The 16,625-nt window shown below is 40.9% G+C and carries 12 protein-coding genes; 4 read left to right on the forward strand and 8 right to left on the reverse strand.

The genetic code is table 11. From position 1 onward, the window contains the following. Window positions 1-21: 21 nt before the first annotated feature. The 3 genes from QVC79_RS01310 to QVC79_RS01320 all read right to left on the reverse strand — a co-directional run bounded on the left by QVC79_RS01310 (window position 22) and on the right by QVC79_RS01320 (window position 4,765). Window positions 22-816, reverse strand: a complete 795-nt coding sequence (locus tag QVC79_RS01310; RefSeq protein WP_124318170.1) for an outer membrane beta-barrel protein — start codon at window positions 814-816, stop codon at window positions 22-24. Between the two features lie 11 nt (window positions 817-827). Next, on the reverse strand, window positions 828-2,189 hold the full coding sequence (locus tag QVC79_RS01315; protein WP_270595205.1) for a PCMD domain-containing protein: 1,362 nt from the start codon (window positions 2,187-2,189) through the stop codon (window positions 828-830). Window positions 2,190-2,290: 101 nt separating this feature from the next. After that, window positions 2,291-4,765, reverse strand: coding sequence for a YfhO family protein (locus QVC79_RS01320; protein WP_270595206.1), 2,475 nt, complete (start codon window positions 4,763-4,765; stop codon window positions 2,291-2,293). 111 nt (window positions 4,766-4,876) lie between these two features. Here QVC79_RS01320 and QVC79_RS01325 point away from each other — a divergent pair, with 111 nt between their 5' ends. The 4 genes from QVC79_RS01325 to QVC79_RS01340 all read left to right on the forward strand — a co-directional run bounded on the left by QVC79_RS01325 (window position 4,877) and on the right by QVC79_RS01340 (window position 10,248). Further along, window positions 4,877-6,004, forward strand: a complete 1,128-nt coding sequence (locus QVC79_RS01325) for a glycosyltransferase (protein WP_270595207.1) — start codon at window positions 4,877-4,879, stop codon at window positions 6,002-6,004. Between the two features lie 16 nt (window positions 6,005-6,020). Further along, the gene (locus QVC79_RS01330) at window positions 6,021-7,526 is read left to right on the forward strand and encodes a lipopolysaccharide biosynthesis protein (RefSeq protein WP_164719541.1); all 1,506 of its coding nucleotides are present in this window, start codon (window positions 6,021-6,023) and stop codon (window positions 7,524-7,526) included. Between the two features lie 61 nt (window positions 7,527-7,587). Then, entirely contained in the window at window positions 7,588-9,039 is a 1,452-nt protein-coding gene (locus tag QVC79_RS01335; protein ID WP_270595208.1) for a hypothetical protein, read from the forward strand. Between the two features lie 45 nt (window positions 9,040-9,084). After that, window positions 9,085-10,248, forward strand: coding sequence for a glycosyltransferase (locus QVC79_RS01340; RefSeq protein WP_270595209.1), 1,164 nt, complete (start codon window positions 9,085-9,087; stop codon window positions 10,246-10,248). Here the strand turns inward: QVC79_RS01340 and wecB are convergent. From wecB to QVC79_RS01365, 5 genes are read right to left on the reverse strand one after another with little or no spacing between them, the layout of a single operon-like run. Then, the gene (wecB, locus tag QVC79_RS01345) at window positions 10,230-11,306 is read right to left on the reverse strand and encodes a non-hydrolyzing UDP-N-acetylglucosamine 2-epimerase (RefSeq protein ID WP_270595210.1); all 1,077 of its coding nucleotides are present in this window, start codon (window positions 11,304-11,306) and stop codon (window positions 10,230-10,232) included. The genes QVC79_RS01340 and wecB overlap by 19 nt on opposite strands. Window positions 11,307-11,314: 8 nt before the next feature. Further along, window positions 11,315-12,355, reverse strand: a complete 1,041-nt coding sequence (locus QVC79_RS01350) for a glycosyltransferase family 2 protein (RefSeq protein ID WP_270595211.1) — start codon at window positions 12,353-12,355, stop codon at window positions 11,315-11,317. Between the two features lie 11 nt (window positions 12,356-12,366). Further along, window positions 12,367-14,295, reverse strand: a complete 1,929-nt coding sequence (gene asnB / locus QVC79_RS01355) for an asparagine synthase (glutamine-hydrolyzing) (protein WP_270595212.1) — start codon at window positions 14,293-14,295, stop codon at window positions 12,367-12,369. 46 nt (window positions 14,296-14,341) lie between these two features. Next, entirely contained in the window at window positions 14,342-15,346 is a 1,005-nt protein-coding gene (locus QVC79_RS01360) for a D-glucuronyl C5-epimerase family protein (RefSeq protein WP_270595213.1), read from the reverse strand. Then, on the reverse strand, window positions 15,336-16,622 hold the full coding sequence (locus tag QVC79_RS01365) for a glycosyltransferase family 4 protein (RefSeq protein WP_270595214.1): 1,287 nt from the start codon (window positions 16,620-16,622) through the stop codon (window positions 15,336-15,338). The genes QVC79_RS01360 and QVC79_RS01365 overlap by 11 nt, the downstream gene beginning before the upstream one ends. Window positions 16,623-16,625 lie beyond the last annotated feature (3 nt).

A 16,625-nucleotide genomic window follows, 5' to 3' on the forward strand; every position in this document is an offset into this window, starting at 1 on the left:
TAACAATCGGCATTTCTTTTATTATTTTCTACTGAATTTAGGAAATCTAGGAGGTTTAATATCAAATAGATTATAGCTGATAACCACGGTACCTCTCATGTGTAACATACTATAATCAAAATATTGATTATTGCTTTTGAATATATCTTTGAATCCCCAAGAGAAACGAAGTCCAAGTTCGAAACGGGTTGAAAGTTTTCTTTCATATCCCATTAAGATTCCCAGATCCCAAGAGTCCAAAGAAGAATCAAAATCCATATCGTCCATATCATCTGGCATGATTGAATCAACTTTGTCTGGACCTCCGGTTCCGATGTACCCTTTCTCCGGATCGATTACAAATGAACTCTTCATTACCCAAGCGAAATAGGGACCTAATAGAAGTCGGTCTTTCCCGTTACGTAGAGTATATTTCGTGTACACGGGGATCTCAAGCATGGTAAAATCCATGTGCATTTCTGCCGATCCTGAGAAGTATTGAACAAGTTCTTTGTCTTGATAGCGTTGATTTTCGACCCTCGCATCAGCATTCATGGTGATCGTTTTATACGTGAGTTCCGTACCTAGAGACCAGCGGGAAGTGATGGGAAAAGATAGTTTAGCACCTAACGATAAATTCAATTTGGGATAAGGGTTGAATGTTTCGGGTATATGTTTGAACGGGAACGGTACGGCTCCACCAATATCCGTACCCAACTGAACTCCTAATGCAAATCGATAATCGACAGAATCTGTTTTCCGTACCTTCTCTTGTCCTTGTACGGAGGATGCTCCACAGATTAAAAATATGAGTGTATATATGATGTAATATTTCATGTTGCAATGATTTAATAAATCAGTTTGACGTCATCTACTTCCATAGTACTACCCGGAGCTCCTAAGAATATATCCCCGCTTTTGCTGGAACTGAACACGATAACAATGTGTGTAGGAATATCGGTTTGGTTCGTGTATACAACCGGGATATTGTAATGAGCCCAGTTCCGGTATTTCGTTTCTTTTCCATCAAAAAGGATTTCTCCTCTTCCGAGAACTTCAACACCATCTGCAGGTCTTCCATGGTATTCGAATGCTCCTTCTCCAGTCCAACGAATAATTTCGACAAAAGCTTGTCCGACATCCACGCCCTCACGGTCTTCGATAGAGTATTTCGAACCACTTTTGACTGCTTGTTTTAATTGTGGACCAGGTTCATATTTGGCATCAAATTCGATGGATTTAATTCTTACTGTGTGAGGAATTCCAAAATGAGTCATGGATCGAGGATCATTAAGAGCCCCAACATCAAGTTTGAAACATCCGGTGTACATACTTCCTGCTGCGATTAACTTACCGAAAATGAGTGCATCTTGTTCCTTTGTCGTCATCTTGGCTGCATAGCCTCCATTGTGTTCAACAGGGCGAGTTCCTTGTACGAAGTAATTGTTTGCAGTTGCCCAACCTTTTCCGTATCCCGGTACGGGGTCAATAGTTTCTTTATTTGAATTAATATCGTCTCCGAATTTTCCCCATGATTCAAAGTCCGAATTTGGGATTTGTAAAAGGGCTCCGAATTGAATCTTCCATGTCCGACGAGTTTGTCTGTCAGCGGAAACAACCGTGATTTCTTTTATGTCCTCAAAACTTTGAAACGTTAATTCTTCTCCTTCCGTGTAACTTTCAAAAGTAGCATCCTCTGATAACCGGATTGTAGGTTTTATTGTAACCGGGAAACCGGGATCTAACACGGAGATATTGACTATTTTGCTCCAGGGATTGATTGTAATTGTCATTTTTTCAGAATCCTCGAATTTGAATTGTAGAATATCTGCTCCGGTATCCATTGCTTCCAAACTGATAGAATATGGATGGACGAATCCACTTTCTGCTATAAGGAAAAAGTTGATAGTAGATTCTCCTCCATTAAATACAATATCTTGGCCTTTCACGTAATTACCAAGAACTTTATGGGTTGTTGAACTTGTTTCTAAAACAGTTTGGAGTGTTAAAGGAAATAAATTATCTTCCGGAACGACTGGTATAATAATAGACTTGTCATTGCGATAGATTTCTCCTAGTTCGGCTGTCGTTGGGGTGTATGATGTGATTTCAAAACGCTCAATACTCGCATCATCACTCAAGTCTTTTACTTTCTCGCACGAGCTTAGTAATCCCACGGCAAATAAAAGAATCCAATAATATTTTCTCATAAAAATTTATTTTTCGTAATACCTAGCAATTTTCATGCCATCTATATAGATACGGAAATAACGACAAACGGGTTATCCGGTTGTCGTTATTTTATTGGTAGTTAATCTTTTTTCTTATAATAACGAATAATATAAAATACAATACATCCTAATAACGCAAGTACTAATATGCCGGAACTTATCGCTGATATTTTAGCTCCCATGAAGTAGGATTGTGGTTTATACTCGAACGTGATCACGTGTTCTCCGGCAGGAACGATCATAGCTCGTAAAATATAGTCAGCCCGGAATAATTCACTCGGTTGGCCATCCACGTAAACATTCCAGCCTTTCGGGTAATATACTTCACTGAAAACGGCGAGTTGTTCATCGGTGGCGGAAGTTTTGTACTCCAATTTATTCGGAGCGTAAGATGTCAATTGAATGCTTGCGTTTTCGTCGAAATTGAATCCCTTGTCTTGGATAATAGATTGGAATTCTTTGTTGATAACGGCAGATTCTTTCGGGTCGATTTGTTTCAACGTGATAATTTCATCATCCGGAGTGTCAACTAACTCGTAATCTTTAACAAACCATGCGTTCCCGTATGCGAAACGATTATTGATTGGTGCTGAGTTCGGATCAATGATAATGTATTTTGCGTTCAGCATGTTTAATGCTTTTTGCTGGGAAAGGCTTCCCTCGATGGAAGAAAGTGTCGGTGATTGCTTTAATGCGTTCCCGAGATTCTGTATTTCGGGAATGATAAAGTAATCAATCATGTCTTGATAGCGTTGTAATTTTGCGGCACTGTAACCCCCGATTGTTTTGTGGAAATAACTGGTATGGGAATCGTTAAACACGTCTACGGATAAATCCAACACCCGGTAATTAGGATCTTTATCGGTTAAAATAGCATTATCAGCAGGACGTAACTTATATTGGCTATTAAATTCTCGTTGTGTAACGAAATGGTCAGCATTTAAATAACGTTTATCCACGGTCCACATATCTGCAAGAATCAGTAACCCCATGATTATAGCAACTTGGGTTACTTTTAGCTTTTGAATTACCCATGCCCAGATAACGGCTCCTGCCAATAATATAAAAGCCAATGAACGGAAAGCATCGGTGCGGAGTAAAGATTCTCGTTCTGCGGGTAGATATTGTTGCAACCATTCGGCTTGTGCATCAATGGGAGCGGAGAAATTTCCGGCAAGCCCGGGAATCAAGGCGAATAAAGCACAAATTCCGGCTGTAATACCAAGAGATATTTTCAATGCTTTAACAAGAACTTGGCGTTCAAAACAGCCATTAAGAATTTTGTTCAGCGTGTATATGCCTAATAACGGGATGGTCACTTGCAGTACAACCAGCATCATCGAAGGTACTCTGAATTTATTGTACAAAGGAACATAATCATAGAAGAAACTTGATAATGCCATGAAATGACGTCCCCAACCCAAGAACAGGGCTAATAGGGATATACCCACGATCCACCATTTCATGGGGCCTTTTATCAAGATTAATCCTAGTACGAATAAGAAAATAGCGATAGCTCCCATGTACATCGGTCCAGCTGTAAATGCTTGAGGTCCCCAGTATAAAGGCATTTGCTTGATCATTTGATCAGCATTCTGGGCTCCCGCACTCTTTAAGAATTTGTAAGTCTCCGAGTTTTTGCTTAATGCCCCGGCAGAGGCTCCTCCTTTAAAGTTCGGGATCAACAGATTCAGGGATTCATCTATCCCGTAACTCCATGCTGTCGCGTATTCTTTATCCAAACCGCCTTTGGTTTGGTTCTTTTGATTTAAAGTTAATTCCGAACCACCACGCATGGTATATTTACCATATTCCCATGTCGGCCATAAATGGTTCACGTTCGTAGCCCCGGCCAGTCCGGCAGCGACGATTAACAATATGGTTGTTTTCGAGAATGACGGTAGAGCCTTTTGTTTTATAGCCGTGTATAATTGAGCTACACCGTAGAATATCGTAATAAATGCCAGATAGAATGTGATTTGCGGGTGATTGGCCATAATCTCGAAAGAGAGCGTGATGCCAAACAGCACGGCTCCCAGCCATCGGTTCTTTCGAAAGGCATAAACAAGTGCAGCGAGAACAGCAGGCATAAGGGCGATAGCGGTCATTTTGGCATTATGTCCTACTTGGATGATTTGGAAATTATAGGAGCAGAGTCCAAATGCCAAAGCACCAACAATGGACAACCAAGGATTGACCCCAAATGCCAGCATAAGAAAGTAAAAACTGATAAAGCCTAGGATTAAATCGGCTGCAGGCCGAGGACCAACGAATAGAAATTCGTAAATATTTTCCAGATAGTTTCCCTTGTAATAGGTACTGATCATGGTTGTGGGCATTCCACTGAACATGGAATTTGTCCAAAGCGGTTCTTCCCCGTTATTTGCGGCCCGGTAATCTATCGTTTCTTTGGCGGCACCCACGAAAGAAGAGACATCCGATTGATTGACAACCTTTCCTTGTAACGTGGGATAAAAATATATAAAACCGATCAGGATCAATAATATAATTGCAAATAAATGGGGATAGAATGCTTTCAGTTTTAGCTGTTTCATTTTGAATTTGTTTTAAGGCCATGTTTATTCATCGACAAAAATAAAAAATATAATATGAAATCTTTACTACTCGATGAATAATTGCTATTTTTGTTTATCAAGAATTGAATTATGAAAGTGTTCATGTTATCAAATCCCGCCGCGATACATACTCAACGTTGGGTAAGTGCGTTGGCTAAGCGGGGAGTGGAGATTATGTTATACAGTTTTTATCCTTGTGAAAAGGTTGACTATTATAGGGGGATTAAGCATGTACAGGTAAAATCGTTCTGGCAATCACGTGATAGTAAAGGGATCAAGGGGTTTATTTTAGTCAAATTGTTTACTTATTACCGGGCGTTGATAAAAGACATCAGAAATTCCATTCAAACATTTCATCCGGATATCGTTCATGCTCACTATTTATCGGATAATGGTTTATTCGGGGCGTTGGCGGGTTTTCATCCCTTCGTCGTTTCGGCATGGGGAACAGATGTATATGACTATCCCCGGCGTTCATGGAGCAGGGTTTGTGTGATTAAATATATACTGAAAAAGGCGGATCGGGTTTTGTCTACAAGTCATGTGATGGCCCGGGAACTTGCAAGATATACGGATAAAAAACAAATCCCTGTTACTCCATTTGGAGTGGATATGACATTGTTCAAGAGATTTCCAAAAAAGCATCAAGAGACAGATGGATTCGTGTTTGGTATTGTGAAAACTTTGGAATATGGGTATGGGATAGATACGTTGATTGATGCTTTTGCTCTGTTGTGTAAACGGCGACCAGATCTGAACTTGTGTTTGCGGATCGTGGGAGAGGGAAGTGAGAGAGAAAAATTACAGTTACAAGCAATAAATTTGGGGCTGGCAGAAAAAATCGTATTTGAAGGAAAGGTCGTACATGATCATTTGCCGGAAGTCATCAGTTCTTTTGATGTATTCGTGGCGCTTTCCCGGGCTGAAAGTTTTGGGGTTGCTGTAGTGGAGGCAATGGCCGTGGGCTGTCCTGTTGTTGTATCAGATGCTCCGGGATTCACCGAAATCGTGAAATCGGGAGAGTCCGGCCTTATCGTTGAACGTGAGAATCCACAACAAGCATCAGAGGCCATGGAAACCCTAGTAAATGATGAAACATTGCGGGTTACCTTGGCTCAAAATGGAGAAAAGAGGGTTCGGGAATTATATGATTGGGATAAGAATGTGGAAAATATGATAGAAATATATCAAGAAATCATGGAGGGAAGAAATGTTTAAAGATATAAAGCAAGTCATGAAAGATTCGGTACTTTATGGTATCGGAAATGTGGCCGTCAAGCTTGTCGGTTTTATTCTGATTCCCCTTTATACGGATGCCGAATATTTCTCTACTGCTGATTATGGGTTGATGGGGTTATTGGAGGTGACTTCACAAATTTTGATAGCGGTGATGGGACTTTCTTTATATTCCGGGTTGATTCGCTGGTATTGGGATGCCGAATATCGGGATAAACAAAAGACTATTTTTTTCACGACATTGTTATTTACGATATTGACTTCTTTGTGTATCGGGAGTGTGTTGTGGTTAAATGTTGGTGAGTTATCGGCATTACTGGTACAGCAAGAAGGGTATTCTTTGGGAGGGGAACTTCCATATATTCTTCAATTACTGATATTGACTTCTATGTTGGGGGCAGTTGTTGAAGTTCCACAAAATTTATTGCGTTTACAACGTAAGCCTATCTATTATTCGTTAACGAATATCGTAAGATTGTTTGCAACATTAGTTCTGACGATTTATTTTACAATTTCTTTACATCGGGGAGTATCGGGAGTGTATGAGGCGCAATTAGTTGGTATAGTTATACAATTACTTATGGTATTACCACTGGTTATTAAGAATAGTTCTTGTCGAGTAGACCGAAAGTGTACAATACAATTGCTGGCATATAGTTATCCGTTAGTTTTTCCCGCCATAGTAGGAAGTTTACTTACTGTTTTTGACCGTTATATAATAAATCATTTTCAAGGATTGGATGATGTCGGTTTCTATAGTTTGGGATATAAAGTAGGGAATACTCTTAAAGTTTTTATCGTGACATCCGTGCAATTGGCTTTAACGCCTTTGTTGATGAAGAAAATGAATGATCCGGATAATAAACGATTTTATTCAAAAGTGTTGACTTATTTTTCTTTTGGTTTGATGTTTTGTGCTTTAGGGTTGAATCTGTTTTCGCGGGAGGGAATCGTTTGGGTGACAACTAATCCGGATTATATAGAGGCGCTTTACGTCATACCTTTCGTGACCTATGCTATTTTTTTCAGTATGATGCGGGAATGTTGCATGATCGGGTTGCAAATTATGAAGAAGACTAAAATTATAAGTTATGTTATAGTTGGTATTACTATATTGAATTTCTTCTTGAATATGCTACTGGTGCCTTCAATGGGAATGTACGGGGCGGCTTTGTCTACAATGATAGTTCATCTAATCTCGTGGTTGGCATGTTATATATTTGCTCAACGGTATTACCCTATTCCCTATGAATTGTCGAAAGTGGGGAAGGTGCTTGTTGTGGGAACAATATTATACCTGATCGGTATATTATTTAATGAAACAGCTATTGGGATAAGTGTATTGGTGAAATTGGTTATTTTGGCCGGGTACCCGTTTTTGTTGTATAAATGGCATTTTTACGATAAGGATGAGTGGAATAACTTGAAAGGTGCTTGGAAGAAATGGTCTGATCTGAGGCGTTTGAAAGAGAATGTGAAAAATGTTAAATACCGAGAGTCATAGGACGATTTTTCATGTTGGGTGAAATTAATTATATTTGTAAGAATCTTAAAATGGACAAATGATGGAAACAGAGCTTTTTAACAGGCAGTATATAATTTCAGAGAAAGAATTGGCTCTAGACGGGTGGAAACAGTTTTTGTTTGATAATTATCATGTTTACGTACATCCGAATCTGGATTATGTACATCAGGATGGGAAACATTTGTCTGTGGCCGTATTGGGGTATCTGTTTGACTATCGGAATACTGGATATACAAATGAAGATATTGTAAAAGGACTATCGGAATCTGTTGACATGGAAGATTTGATGCGGCAACTGGATCAATATGGCGGTCATTTTATTGTACTTTGTAAAGATGCTGTGGGGGTAAAGATTATACCGGATGCTTGTGCGCAGCGAATCCTTTATTATAAGGATTCTTTTGACGTTTTTGCCTCTCAAGTGAAATTAATAGAACATTTTTTCCCCTTGGAAGATGTTGTAGACCCGGAGGCAAAAGCATTTTTTGATTCATCGGTTTATAAATATCGATTATATGCGATCTCCAGCAAGACTTGGAAACAAGGAATATTTCGTTTAATGGCAAATTCCTATCTGGATGTGACTGCACGTAAAGTCGTGCGTTTTTTCCCGGCACGGCCTATTCAGAGACAAGCCTTGCAGAATGTTGTGGAACAGGTGATTCCGATGTTTAAAGGATATATCGAGGCGATAGCGAAACGTTATAAAAAAGTAGTGATCCCCGTGACGGCTGGCTTTGATAGCCGAATGGTTTTTGCCGCTAGTCTTGGTTTGAAAGAGTGTACTTATTTTATTTATAAACATCCTTCTTTTAAAGAAAACCACCCGGATCTGGTTATTCCTAAAAAGTTGACAGAATTAGTTGGGAAATCATTTCAAGTGTTCCGGTATTCGCCAGAGGTCGATCCTGTTTTGAAAGAAGTGTATAAGAATAGTGTTGATTATGCCAGAGATCGGACGGCGGCAATGATTCTTTCGGGGAACGGAACTTATTTTAAGGATGCGATAATGTTAAATGGTAATTTAGGAGAGATTGCTCGTAGTTACTACAATTATACAGAGAATGTATCGGGAAGGGAGCTTGCGGCGTTGATGGAATGTAGAAACTATCCTTATGCCGTACGGGAATTGCAAGCATGGTATGATACGAATCGTCCTCTTTTTAAAGCAAATCATTTAAATGCGCTGGATATGTTGTTTTGGGAGTTGGATTGGGGACCTTCGACTGCACAGTCAAAACAGGAATGTTGGATTGCTTCGGAAGTTTGCTCACCTTTTAACTCCCGAATAATGTTGACAACGTTGCTGAGTGCCGATGCAAAGTATCGGGTAAAAGAGTCTTGTCGGGTATTTAGAGAAGTGATTAATCATTTTGCAGGTAAAACAATAGACTTGCCTGTGAATCCGACGGGGAAACATAAAATTATAGCCATGATGAAATGGCTGGGTATTTATTTACCTTACCGGAAATTTCGAATGAATGTGCGTTAATGTGTTTATTTGAATAATAGAATAATAGAATAATATCTTCGGAGCATGAAAATACTGATGGTTTTAGAGAACCAGTTCCCGGATGACGAACGGGTTGAGAAAGAGGCGTTATCCTTGATAAAAGCCGGACATGAAGTCCATTTGTTGTGTGCAACGCTAAAAAAAGAACGTGTCGGGGATGAAAGTTATAAAGGAATTAGGCTACATAGAGCCTTGTCGACATCTTTCCTATATAATAAAGCGAAAATTGCCTGTCTGCGCTTGCCCTTCTATTTTATGTTTTGGAGGAAACAGGTCGGGAATTTATTGTGTGCGGAAACTTTTGACGTGATTCATATACATGACCTACCCTTAGCCGAGGTTGGATATTGGGCAAAAAAGAAATTCGGGATAAAATTTGTTTTGGATAGTCATGAGAATTATCCTTATATGTTGGATATGGCTCCCTACACGAAAGGGATAGCCGGGAAGTTGATGTATTCTTTTGATGCTTGGAAACGCTATGAACGGGAGATGATAGGCAAGGCAGATATTGTTATTACGGTATGTAAAGAGATGTCTGACCGGATGAATGATCTGGTTCCACGGACATATTATCACGTGGACAATACGATTAGTATGGAGTTGTTTCCCCGTCCGGAACCACACCCGACGACAGCAGGAAAGATACGTTTACTTTATGTTGGGGGAATCACTTATCACCGGGGATTACAAAATGTGATCAAGGGATTGGCATTGATAAAGGATAAATCTAAGTACAGTCTTGACATATATGGAAAAGGGGCCTATGCCGGAGAGATAAAGGATTTGGTATTAGCACTTGGTTTAGAAGAGATGGTACATTTCCCCGGGTATTTGAAGTTTCCGGCAGAAGCCGTTAAGATGTGCGCCTATTCTTTGGGAGTAATATCGAATCTGCGTTCGGTACAGACCGACTGTTCTTCTCCGAATAAGATATACCAGTACTTTTATTATGGTTTACCCGTGCTGGTGAGCGATATGAATAGTGTTGGGAATATTGTACGAGAGCATCAAGTTGGAGTTGTGTATAAAGATAATTCTCCGGAAGACTGTGCCCGGAAATTAGAGCAGCTGGTAACCTTGGATTTGGAAGATATGGCAACTCGGGCTCACAAATTGTGTTTGGAGCAATATAATTGGGATGTTTCTGTTAAACAGTTAATAGCAGCTTACGAATCTATTCGTTGAAGTTCCCGGATAATGATATGTCCGGCTTGTCCATCCCCGTACAGAGGAGAAGAAAAAACGTCTTTTGTTGTATGTTTAAGTTGCTTGTAGCTGTTTAAAATATCTTCGTATCTCCAACCCGTAATGATATTGGCTCCTTGTTCAACCAGTTCAACCCATTCCGTTTCAGTTCGGAGAGTGATACAGTATTTTTTGAAAAAATAGGCTTCTTTTTGTAAACCACCACTATCCGTGGCAACAAGAGAACAGTGTTTTAGCAGATAAACCATCTCCAAGTAGCCTACGGGGTCCACCAGTTGGAGGCGGGTTTGTTTAAAATTGAAATTCAACTCTTGTAATTTTTTACGGGTACGGGGATGAATAGGAATAACGACAGGCATTTCCCGTGCAATCTCTTCAAGAGCAGCGATGATAGATTGTAAACGTTCGGGAGAATCCGTGTTTTCAGCCCGGTGCAAAGTAGCTAAAATAAAATGTTCCGGAAGTGAAAAGTCAGGGCATTTGGCTTTATTGGCATAAAAAAGTGCGGCATCTTGCATGACGTCACCACAATTTAATAATGTACAAGGAAATTGTTTAAAGCCTTCTTGGTGTAAGTTTTTAATAGCCTGTTCTGTGGGACAAAACAATACGGAACTTATCCTATCCGTGAGAATTCGGTTAATCTCTTCCGGCATATTCATATTGTATGAACGTAGTCCGGCTTCAATATGTGCGACCCGAATATGTAATTTGCTTGCTGCTAAAGCTCCGGCCAGAGTGGAATTTGTATCCCCGTAGACGATCGCCCAATCCGGTTTTTCCGCTAGCAGGATGGATTCAATCTTTTCGAGCATCTGGCCTGTCATTGCCCCATGAGTCATCCCGTTGATATTCAAATTGTAGTTAGGTATGGGTATACACATTTCTTCAAAGAAAATATCAGACATATTCGTGTCAAAATGTTGTCCCGTGTGAACGATAACTTCCTGTACATCCGGGAAATTGCTGATGGCTCGACTGACCACGGCTGCTTTTATGAATTGAGGGCGTGCGCCTATGATAGTAACTATTTTCATGTGGTGAATTATGATTTCTTATTTCCGTAATAATTTTTTGAAAATCCTTTTACTTCCTTTCCGAGCAAGGCATTCCAGCCTCCCCAGAGTAATCCGAAGCCGTAAGCGAAGACTTGGATGAGCAAAGTAATGATGGAGAGGAAGGCAACAATGATGTTCCGGTATCTGAAAAGTGACTGAAAGAAAGCGAACAAGCAAACGAACATTAATCCGTAGTCAACAATATTCCATACAAAATGTACGGGAGGATAGTTTTGTCCTGTGAAAAAGGTGCATAATTCCAAAACGACTAATCCAACGATTAATAGGGCCGGGAGCAGGTGAATCGGTTTTAGCGTGTGTGGATGGCGTCTGGATAAATTGATGCGTGCAACTCCCCAGTTAAAGATTTGGCGGAAGAACTTGGGTATACTTGTACGGCGTTTATGATAGACATAAGCATCTGCGATTAGCCCCACTTTAAAACCGGCATTGTATATTCGCATGGAATAATCCATATCCTGACCATGACGCAGTCCTCCCATACCTCCAATTGTGTCATATACTTTTCTGGATATTCCCATGTTGAAACTTCTGGGATAGAAACGACCCACGTGCTTTTTATTTCCCCTGGTTCCTCCTGTTCCGATAAATGAGGTCATGGAGTAATTAATCGCTTTCAGTAGGGGAGAAAAAGAGGGATGACAGGTGTCTGGGCCTCCGAATGCGTCATAATGATGTTCGTTTTGGGCCTTCTCAATTTCAGCCAGCCATTGAGGGGGAAACATACAATCGGAATCTACAAAGATAAAATACTCTCCTTGGGCTTTACTCATGCCGTAATTTCTGGCAGCCCCGGGACCTTGATTTTGTTGGTATATCGCTCGTATTTGAAGTCCGGTGGCAGAGTGGTATTGTTCGATGAATTCCTTGAACCCGTCTTTCGAACCGTCATCCACGAATAATAATTCAAAAAGACACCGATTCCCTTCGAGCTTTTCTGCGCTTTCAAGGAGTTCTTTCACTTCTTCCAGACGGTTATATACGGCAATGATGATAGAGTATTTCATGAATAGGTTTTTTAATAGTAAGCTTCGATGTTATCTTCTACTCGTTTGTGTATGAACTCCTGTTCCCAGATAGCCAGTCCTAGGATGATCCAAATAAAATTGTAGTGCCACCGGAGTTTCGGATGTGCCGGGTAATCCAGAATATAGCGGATATAGTCATAATTGAATATTCCCTGTTTCTCGATATATTCTTTTGTAAGAATCTTCTCGGCTGTATCTTTTAAATCCTTTTTGAATTGTAGATACGGGTTCACCGTGAATCCCCATTTCTTTTTCGTGATAATCTTGGGGGGAAGATATGGTTTCATGGCTTCCCGGAAAAGATTTTTAGTCTGGTTATTTTTGATCTTCATCTCCACGGGGAGAGTAAAGCCGAAGTCTACCAAATCCCGATCAAGGAAAGGAATTCGTTCCTCAACCGAATGGGCCATGGACATCCGGTCATCCGTAAGCAAATAATCGTTTACCATTTTGGATTGAAATTCGGCATATAGCACTTGATCCAACCCGTTCTGGTGGCGTACAGATTCAAAAATCTTGTCAAATTCCTTATGTACCTTGAATTGTTCTATTTCTTGCTGTTTCAAGAACGATTCCGAATAGATATTCCTGTAGAAAGGGTTATCGAAATCCCACGTGTTTCGCAGGATGAGGTAAAAGCGCTCCACGTTCCCGATAGACAGTAACATTTGTACGCCCCGGCGATATTCGTCGTAACGTAATGATTTAGAATTGTTCTGAAGACGGAAGATGAAATCCGATTTCCAGCGTAACATACGTTGTAGCCATTGTGGAGTATGGTGATGCCAGTTTTTGAACGGGTAAATGAATTTATGAATATCATATCCGGCAAATAGTTCGTCTCCGCCTAGCCCTCCGAGAATAACCTTCACGGTTGGGTGGACAAAAGCCGACATATTGAATCCCTGCAATAGATTAATTTTAGGTTCCTCTGCATGCCAGATTACCTTCGGCATTTGTTGCATCGGATTCATCGATAGACTTAACGTGTGGTGATGCGTGTGAAAGTGATCGGCGATTTGTTGGGCATCGGGAAATTCATCCGTGGGCTCATTAAACCCTAGGGTAAACGTGTTGATCTCGGGGACACCCAGTTCATGCATTTTCTGCACGATCGTTGAGGAATCCAGTCCGCCCGATAGATACACGCCTACTGGAACATCACTGACCAATTGGCGTTTCACGGCCTGTTTGATCAATTCGTTCATTTTCTCTTTCGCCTCGTTTTCCGTGATGGATCGATCGATATTCACAGCCAGCTGCCAGTAGCGTTTTACCGTGAACAGGCCGTTTTCAAACACGGCGAAGTGAGCTGGGGGAAGACGTTTGATGCCTTCAAAAAGAGTCTCATTCCCTTGCGTGTAACGCAAGTTCAAGTGTATATGTAAAGCCTTTAAATTTAATTTCCGTTCATATTTCGGGTGTAGGATAATGGATTTCTGTTCGGAACCGAAAACTAATACACCATCTTTAAGGAAATAGTGTAGAGGTTTAGTTCCGAAATGATCCCGTGCGAGAATCAGGCGGTTATTGTTTTGATCCAGTAGGGCAAAAGCAAAAATACCGTTTAACTTGTTGAAGAAGCCGGTTCCGTACTCCTCGTAAAGATGAACCAGAACTTCCGTGTCAGTAGCGGTATAGAACACGTGTCCCTTGGATTTGAGTTCTTCCCGGATTTCTTCGTAGTTGTATATCTCCCCGTTAAAAATGACACAGACACTTTTGTCTTCATTAAAAATAGGTTGATTACCACATGTGGAGGCGTCGATAATGGACAAACGCCGGTGTCCGAGAGTGAAATCCCGGTAGGTATATATAGATTGATCATCCGGCCCCCGATGTTCAATCGTGGTCAGCATTTCCGACATGAGTTGAGTGTTATCTGTATCCCGTTCGAATATTCCGGCTATTCCACACATATTACAAGAGTTTGTTTATACAAAAGTATTATTTTTTCCCGTTTTATTATAAACGATTCAGTTTCTTTAATGCCGTGAACTTGTGGCGATACATTTTTAAAATATTGGAAATACGGTCATACTGATGGAATTTCTCGCTAAAAAGGCGTAATTCCTCTTTTCCGGTGATTCGATAGAGAATTAGGAGTTGCTGACGAACAAGTCTGAGATAACCGATCGTGCAGGGGTCATCTTGTGGATAACCGGAAAGATCGCAGCGATTGAATCGAGGCCAGAACCCCATGTCAAACAGAGGAAGTTGGCGGGTAAGACCTTCTACTCCTTCATTAAACAGCCGAAGAGCGAGCGCATACCCGTTGGGTTCCTTGTTTTCGGGAACTGCACGAATATAATCGTATAAACCGAAAAGGCAAAAGCCATGGCCATCCAGTACTCGTGTCGGACACTCTGCCACGTATTCTTCGTAAAAGGTTTCCCCCTTTTCCCGGTCTACGGAAACCCCTCCGACTGTTATATCCTTCGTGAAAGGAATTAATGCTTGAGTTGCAACCTTCAAGTAGGCATCATCCTCTGTAAGTTGCCAGGCTCTCAATAGCATGGATATTCCCCTGCTTTGTGCGAAGGCGGATTTCCAAGGTTGATAAACATGGTATTCGGGTTTAGGCACGTCGGTTAGCCAATAACAACCGAGTTCTGAATGATCTGTCCGATTGTTCATAAACCAGTCTGCAATGCGAAGAAAATGGGCCTTTTTCTCTTCGGAATGTGTCTTTAACCATGAGTGGAATATAGCTAACCCGTACTGCCCGATGGAAATAGGATAGTAGTGCAGTTTTGTATCTTCCACGTCAATATAAGTCGTGTTCAAGGGGACTCCATTTTTGTCGAAAGAGTGAATCAGACGGTTGAGCTTAGCTATGTCCTCGTCAAATTTGATGTAATAATAGCCTAGCGTTTCAGATTGATTCTCCATGTTAATTTCGATCTTGCGGTTCGTGTTGAGATCTCGCAAAAGTTTGCGTAACATGAAAATAGCTTTTTTAATCTTCATGGCGGGCTAAGATTTGGGTTAAAGACTGGGTTAAGGACTTTCTCGAATAGCGGTTGACTACATTGTTCTCTTTTATAGGTGATTGTGGATCAAAATTATTCAGTAAGGAGGTTAGAAATTGAAACATACCTTCTTCATCGTCATATTCGAATGTTTTCCCGGCCTTACAAACTTGAATGATGGCTGCGGCATCACCATCGGTAGGACCGAGGCAAAGAATAGGGGTTCTGGAGCCGATATACTCGAAAAGCTTGCCCGTGAGATTACCTTTACTCCCTTCGATGTTGGGGATAATGAGTAATAGAACAGAAGAACTCTTCATGTATTTGATGGCATTAGCGTGGGCTACGAACGAATGGATTTCTACGAAATCTCCCAGTTGTTCCGAGAGTTTTTGAGCTATACCCTGATCCACTTTACCGACAAAACGTAGTTTGAGTTTTCCTGATGTGGAAAGTCTTTTAACTGAATGGATAAAGGAATCAATCGTGTAGTCAGCCGCCAAAGTCCCCGTGTAGGTAATTGTGAAAACATCCTCCTTTGGAATAGTTAGGTCGAAATCCTCGGCATCGAATCCATTAGCGATAACTTTTATTTTAGAGGCTTGAATGGCCGGAGATTTTGCTGCCAGTTGCTTTTTGATGTAGTCGCTTACCGTGATTACCTGATCTGCATCTAGAAGAACATTTCGTTCATATTTCCGGTCAATCGCTTTTGCAATGGGAGTTGGATACATTTTATTATAGTAATAGATGTCAGTCCATGGGTCTCGAAAATCAGCAATCCAATGCAGATGGAAACGCTTTTTTAGTTTTTGTCCGACCAGATGGGTTGACATAGGCGGGCCCGTTGTGATGACGGCATCTATTTTTTCTTCCTGAATAATTTGGATGGCTTGGTGATAAGCGTGTTTATTCCAGCCTCTCCGGGCATCCGGTAGGAAGAAATTACCCCGGATAAAACGGGCAATCTTCTGTTTTAGACTGGGACTCCCTTCATTGACGAATCCGCTATACGGGGCACTTTGGGCTTTAGTCAGTTTTTTATAATATTCATATATACCGGAACAATCCGTTCGATACACGATTTGTCCGGCTCGTACATCTTGTTCCAGCGTGTGGTCTTTTATGGGATATTCAGCCTTTTCCGGATCAACCGTGATAATGATCGGATCATAACCAAATTCCGGAAGGTACTTCGAGAACTTCAGCCAGCGTTGAACTCCCGGTCCTCCTGAAGGTGGCCAATAATAGGTGATGATCAGAATCTTTTTCACAGT

This window comes from Butyricimonas sp. (assembly GCF_019423355.1).
In the GTDB taxonomy this organism is placed as follows: Bacteria; Bacteroidota; Bacteroidia; order Bacteroidales; family Marinifilaceae; genus Butyricimonas; species Butyricimonas faecihominis.

Bases quoted from the DNA above. Each gene is read 5' to 3' on its own strand.
- QVC79_RS01310 (WP_124318170.1), bottom strand. From the start codon at position 816: ATGAAATATTACATCATATATACACTCATATTTTTAATCTGTGGAGCA.
- QVC79_RS01315 (WP_270595205.1), bottom strand. From the start codon at position 2,189: ATGAGAAAATATTATTGGATTCTTTTATTTGCCGTGGGATTACTAAGC.
- QVC79_RS01320 (WP_270595206.1), bottom strand. From the start codon at position 4,765: ATGAAACAGCTAAAACTGAAAGCATTCTATCCCCATTTATTTGCAATT.
- QVC79_RS01325 (WP_270595207.1), top strand. From the start codon at position 4,877: ATGAAAGTGTTCATGTTATCAAATCCCGCCGCGATACATACTCAACGT.
- QVC79_RS01330 (WP_164719541.1), top strand. From the start codon at position 6,021: ATGAAAGATTCGGTACTTTATGGTATCGGAAATGTGGCCGTCAAGCTT.
- QVC79_RS01335 (WP_270595208.1), top strand. From the start codon at position 7,588: ATGGAAACAGAGCTTTTTAACAGGCAGTATATAATTTCAGAGAAAGAA.
- QVC79_RS01340 (WP_270595209.1), top strand. From the start codon at position 9,085: ATGAAAATACTGATGGTTTTAGAGAACCAGTTCCCGGATGACGAACGG.
- wecB (WP_270595210.1), bottom strand. From the start codon at position 11,306: ATGAAAATAGTTACTATCATAGGCGCACGCCCTCAATTCATAAAAGCA.
- QVC79_RS01350 (WP_270595211.1), bottom strand. From the start codon at position 12,355: ATGAAATACTCTATCATCATTGCCGTATATAACCGTCTGGAAGAAGTG.
- asnB (WP_270595212.1), bottom strand. From the start codon at position 14,295: ATGTGTGGAATAGCCGGAATATTCGAACGGGATACAGATAACACTCAA.
- QVC79_RS01360 (WP_270595213.1), bottom strand. From the start codon at position 15,346: ATGAAGATTAAAAAAGCTATTTTCATGTTACGCAAACTTTTGCGAGAT.